This window comes from Streptomyces milbemycinicus (assembly GCF_002154605.1).
Classification (GTDB): domain Bacteria; phylum Actinomycetota; class Actinomycetes; order Streptomycetales; family Streptomycetaceae; genus Streptomyces; species Streptomyces milbemycinicus.
Window position 1 is genome coordinate 1 of sequence record NZ_MUNE01000411.1, and the last position, 5,280, is coordinate 5,280.

1 protein-coding gene is annotated in these 5,280 nt (G+C 67.7%); it reads left to right on the top strand.

The window, feature by feature from the left end; translation table 11 throughout:
* A partial coding sequence (locus CCN51_RS31005) for a type I polyketide synthase (RefSeq protein WP_143675930.1) occupies positions 1-5,280 on the top strand: 5,280 nt, incomplete at both ends.

Sequence of the window (5,280 nt, forward strand, 5' to 3'; positions counted from 1 at the left end):
CCGATGGACCGCGGCTGGGACGTGGAGAACCTGTACGACCCGGATCCGGAGCGGTCCGGCACCTCGTATGTGCGGGAGGGTGGTTTCCTGCATGACGCCGCCGAGTTCGATGCGGCGTTTTTCGGGATTTCGCCGCGTGAGGCGGCGGCGATGGATCCGCAGCAGCGGTTGTTGTTGGAGACGTCGTGGGAGGCGTTCGAGCGTGCGGGCATCGATCCGGCCTCGCTCAAGGGCAGCCAGGCAGGCGTCTTCGCCGGAGCCTCGTCGCAGGGATACGCGATCGGCATGCAGCAGGTCGTCGAGGGCAGCGAGGGCTACTTCCTGACCGGCAGTGCGACCGCCGCCGTCTCGGGTCGGGTGGCTTATGCGTTGGGGCTTGAGGGTCCTGCGGTGACGGTGGATACGGCGTGTTCGTCGTCGTTGGTGGCGTTGCATTTGGCGATGCAGGCGTTGCGGTCGGGGGAGTGTTCGCTGGCGCTTGCGGGTGGTGTTGCGGTGATGTCGACGCCGACGGTGTTTGTGGAGTTCAGTCGTCAGCGGGGGCTTGCGGTTGATGGTCGTTGTAAGTCGTTTGCTGAGGGCGCGGATGGTACGGGGTGGGCTGAGGGTGCGGGGGTGTTGTTGTTGGAGCGGTTGTCCGATGCGCGGCGCAATGGGCGTCGGGTGTTGGCGGTGGTTCGTGGTTCGGCGGTGAATCAGGATGGTGCGTCGAATGGTTTGACGGCGCCGAACGGGCCTTCGCAGCAGCGGGTGATTCGTCAGGCGTTGGCGAGCGCCCGGCTTTCCGCTGCTGAGGTGGATGTGGTGGAGGCGCATGGTACGGGGACGACGCTGGGTGATCCGATTGAGGCGCAGGCGTTGTTGGCGACGTACGGTCAGGAGCGGCCGGAGGGCTGGCCGTTGTGGTTGGGGTCGTTGAAGTCGAATATCGGTCATGCGCAGGCTGCGGCGGGCGTCGCGGGCGTGATCAAGATGGTGCTTGCGATGCAGCACGGCGAGCTGCCTCAGACCCTGCATGTCGATGAACCGTCCCGGCAGGTGGATTGGGAGTCCGGCGCGGTCGAGTTGTTGACGGAGCAGCGGGCCTGGCCGGAGAGTGGCCGTCCGCGGCGGGCGGGTGTGTCGTCTTTCGGCGTGAGCGGGACGAATGCGCACGTGATTCTGGAGGCGGCGCCTGCGGTCGAGGTGCGGTCGGGAGACTCGGCAGTGGTGGCTCCCGGAGCGCCTGGGGTGGTGCCGTGGGTGGTGTCGGGGCGTGGGGTTGCGGCATTGAGGGGGCAGGCACAGCGACTGTTGTCGCATGTGGAGCGTAACGCGGGGGTTTCGCCGGTGGATGTGGGGTGGTCGTTGGCTGAGGGGCGTTCGGCCTTTGAGCACCGTGCTGTGGTGGTGGGTGATCGTGCTGGTTTGCTGGCTGGGCTGGGCGCGTTGGTGCGGGGTGAGTCGGCTTCTGGTGTTGTCGTCGGTCAGGGTGTGGGTTCGGGTCGGTTGGCGGTGTTGTTTTCGGGTCAGGGCAGTCAGCGGGTGGGTATGGGCCGTGAGTTGTATGGCCAGTATCCGGTGTTCGCGGAAGTGTTCGACGAGGTGTGCGGGCTGCTGGACAGGGAACTTGCGGGGTATGTCGAGCGGTCTGTGCGTGATGTGATCTTCGGTGATGATGCTGTTCTGCTTGGTCAGACGGTGTTTACGCAGGCTGGTCTGTTTGCCGTTGAGGTGGCGTTGTTCCGGTTGGTTGAGTCGTGGGGTGTGGTGCCGGAGTTTGTGGGTGGTCATTCGGTCGGTGAGATCGTGGCGGCTCATGTGGCGGGTGTGTTTTCGTTGGAGGATGCGGTTCGGTTGGTGGCGGCTCGGGGTCGGTTGATGCAGGCGCTGCCCGCCGGGGGTGCGATGGTGGCTGTCCAGGCGGCCGAGGACGAGGTGGCGCCGCTTCTTGCCGAGTATGAGGGCCAGGTCGGCGTTGCCGCGGTCAACAGTCCGACCTCGGTGGTCGTCTCGGGTGACGAGGATGCTGTCCTTGCTGTGGCGGAGACGCTGCGGGGTCAGGGGCGTAAGACCAAGCGTCTTGAGGTGTCGCATGCGTTCCATTCGCCTCGTATGGACGCGATGCTGGACGACTTCCGCATGGTAGCCGAGACCCTGACATTCGCGGCCCCGCGTATCCCAGTGGTTTCCAATGTGACTGGTGCTCCGGCTGCGCCGGAGGAGTTGGGCTCGGCTGATTACTGGGTGCGGCATGTTCGGCAAGCGGTGCGATTCGCGGATGGCGTGGCTGCGCTCGCCGAGCAGGGCATCACGACCTTCCTCGAACTGGGCCCCGATGGGGTGCTGAGCGCGATGGGCGCGGAGTCCGCCGTTGATCGGGTCTTTGTACCGGTGTTGCGGTCGGGGCGTCCTGAGGCTGAGTCGTTGCTGTCGGGCCTGGCGCAGGCGTGGGTACATGGCGTGGCTGTGCGCTGGGCGGAGGTGTTCGCCGGTACGGGGGCGTCGCGGGTGGATCTGCCGACGTATGCGTTCCAGCGGGAGCGGTTTTGGCTGGATGCTCCTGTTGAGGCGGTTGTGGTGGATGAGGTGGAGGCGCGGTTCTGGGAGGCGGTGGAGCGGGAGGATCTGGAGTCGCTTGCTTCGACGCTTGAGCTGTCGGACGGTGAGCAGTTGGGTGCTGTGCTGCCTGTGTTGTCGTCGTGGCGGCGGGGGCAGCGGGAGCGGTCGCGGTTGGATGGGTGGCGTTACCGGGTCGGTTGGAAGCCGGTGTCGGTTGAGTCGTCGGCGGTGTTGCCGGGGATGTGGTTGCTGGCTGTGCCTGCCGGTTTGGTGGAGGACGCGTGGGTCGCCGATGTTGCTCGGGCGTTGGAGAGCCGTGGGGCGGAGATTGCGCGTGTTGTCGTCGAGTCAGGGTCCGGTCGGGCTGAGTTGGCGCAGGCTGTATCGGAGTCGGGCGGTTCGTCCGTGAGCGGTGTTGTGTCGTTGGTGGCGTTGGATGAGTCGTTGTGTGGCGGTGTGTCGGCGGGTATGGCCGGCACGTTGGGGTTGGTGCAGGCGCTGGGTGATGCCGGGGTAGGGGTGCCGTTGTGGGTGGTGACGCGTGGTGCGGTGTCGGTCAGCGATTCGGAGGTGTTGCTGAGTGCGGTGCAGGCGCAGGTGTGGGGTCTGGGCCGGGTGGTTGGTCTGGAGCATCCCGAGCGTTGGGGCGGCCTGGTCGATTTGCCCGAGGTGCTGCAAGACCGTGTACTGGAGCGGCTGGTCGACGTCCTGAAGGGCGCTCGTGGTGAGGATCAGGTGGCGGTGCGTTCGGCGGGTGTCTTCGGCCGTCGCCTGCTGCGTGCCGGCGGTGGTGGAGGTGTCGGGGGGTGGCGTACGAGTGGTACGGCGCTGGTCACTGGTGGTACGGGCGCGCTGGGTGGGCATGTCGCGCGTTGGCTGGCGCGTAACGGAGCCGAGCACCTCGTACTGACCAGCCGTCGTGGCCTGGACGCCCTCGGCGCTGCCGAGCTGGTGGGCGAGTTGGAGGGGCTGGGCGTGCGGGTGACGGTGGCAGCGTGTGATGTGGCCGACCGGACCGCGTTGGCAGGGCTGCTGTCCTCCATTCCCGCCGAGTATCCGCTGACGACTGTGATCCACGCTGCCGGTGTGCTGGACGACGGCGTGATCGAGTCGCTGACTGCCAACCGCCTCGCGGGTGTGCTGCGCGCGAAGGCGGATGCCGCGCTGCACCTGCACGAACTCACCAAGGACCTCGACCTCTCCGCGTTCGTCATGTTCTCGTCCTTCACCGGAACTGTGGGCAACCCCGGCCAGGGCAACTACGCTGCCGCGAACGCCTTCCTGGACGCCCTCGCGCAGCAACGTCGCGCCCTCGGCCTGCCCACCACCTCCGTGGCCTGGGGCCCCTGGGCCGAGGCCGGAATGGCCGTGGGCGACAGCCGGGAAGAGCGGATGCGCCGCGGCGGAGTCGTCGCGATGGACCCGGCGCAGGCGCTTGCGGCTCTGGGCCAGGTGCTCGGCCGGGACGAGACGTATGCCGTCGTCGCAGAGGTGGACTGGGAGCGATACGTCCCGGCGTTCACTGCCGTGCGTACATCCCCGTTGATCAGCGAAGTTCCCGAAGCCCGCCAGGCCATGGAGGCGGCGGGGGGTGGCGTGGCCGACATGGACGTCGAGTCCTCCTCGGCACTCCGGGCCCAGCTGCTTGGACTTTCCCCGGCCGACCAGGACCGCGCGCTGCTCGGGCTGGTGCGTACGCAGGTGGCGGCCGTACTCGGGCATGCCACCACCGACACGATCGCGCCGGACAAGGCATTCAAGGAGCTGGGTTTCGACTCCCTGACCGCCGTCGAGCTCCGCAACCGGCTTCAAGTGGCCACCAGGCTGACCCTCCCGGCCACACTGGTCTTCGACTACCCCACCCCCACGGCCCTCGCCCAGTTCCTGCGGGCCCAGATCGTGGGAGAGACCGGCTGGGCACCGGCGGACGCGTCTGCGGGAGCCGTCCCAATCGATGACGATCCGGTCGTGGTCGTCGCGATGAGCTGCCGCTTCCCAGGTGGTGTGAGCTCCCCGGAACAGCTGTGGGACCTTTTGGCGGCGGGTGGCGACGCGGTCTCCGAGTTCCCGATGGACCGCCGTTGGGACGTCGAGGCGCTGTACGACCCGGATCGGGAGCGGCCGGGGACCTCGTATGTGCGGGAGGGCGGTTTTCTCCAGAAAGCCGCCGAGTTCGACCCGGCGTTCTTCGGGATCTCGCCGCGCGAGGCGACTGCCATGGACCCGCAGCAGCGTCTGCTGCTGGAGACCTCGTGGGAGGTCTTCGAACGCGCGGGAATCGACCCGGCCTCGCTCAAGGGCAGCCGTACCGGCGTCTTCGCCGGAACCAACGGCCAGGACTACTCGGCTCTGCTGCAGCATGCGCCGGAGGGTCTTGAGGGTTACCTCGGTACGGGCAGCGCGGCCAGTGTGGTGTCCGGGCGTCTGTCCTACACGTTCGGCCTGGAAGGTCCGGCGGTCACGGTAGACACGGCCTGCTCGTCGTCGCTGGTGACGTTGCATTTGGCGGCGCAGGCGTTGCGGCAGGGCGAGTGCTCGCTCGCGCTCGCCGGCGGGGTGACGGTGATGTCGACACCAGCGGTGTTCGTGGAGTTCAGCCGCCAGCGCGCGCTGTCGCGCGACGGCCGGTGCCGGGCCTTCTCCGGGGACGCGGACGGTACGGGCTGGGGTGAGGGGGCGGGCATGCTGTTGCTTGAGCGGTTGTCGGATGCCCGCCGTCATGGCCATCCGGTGCTTGCG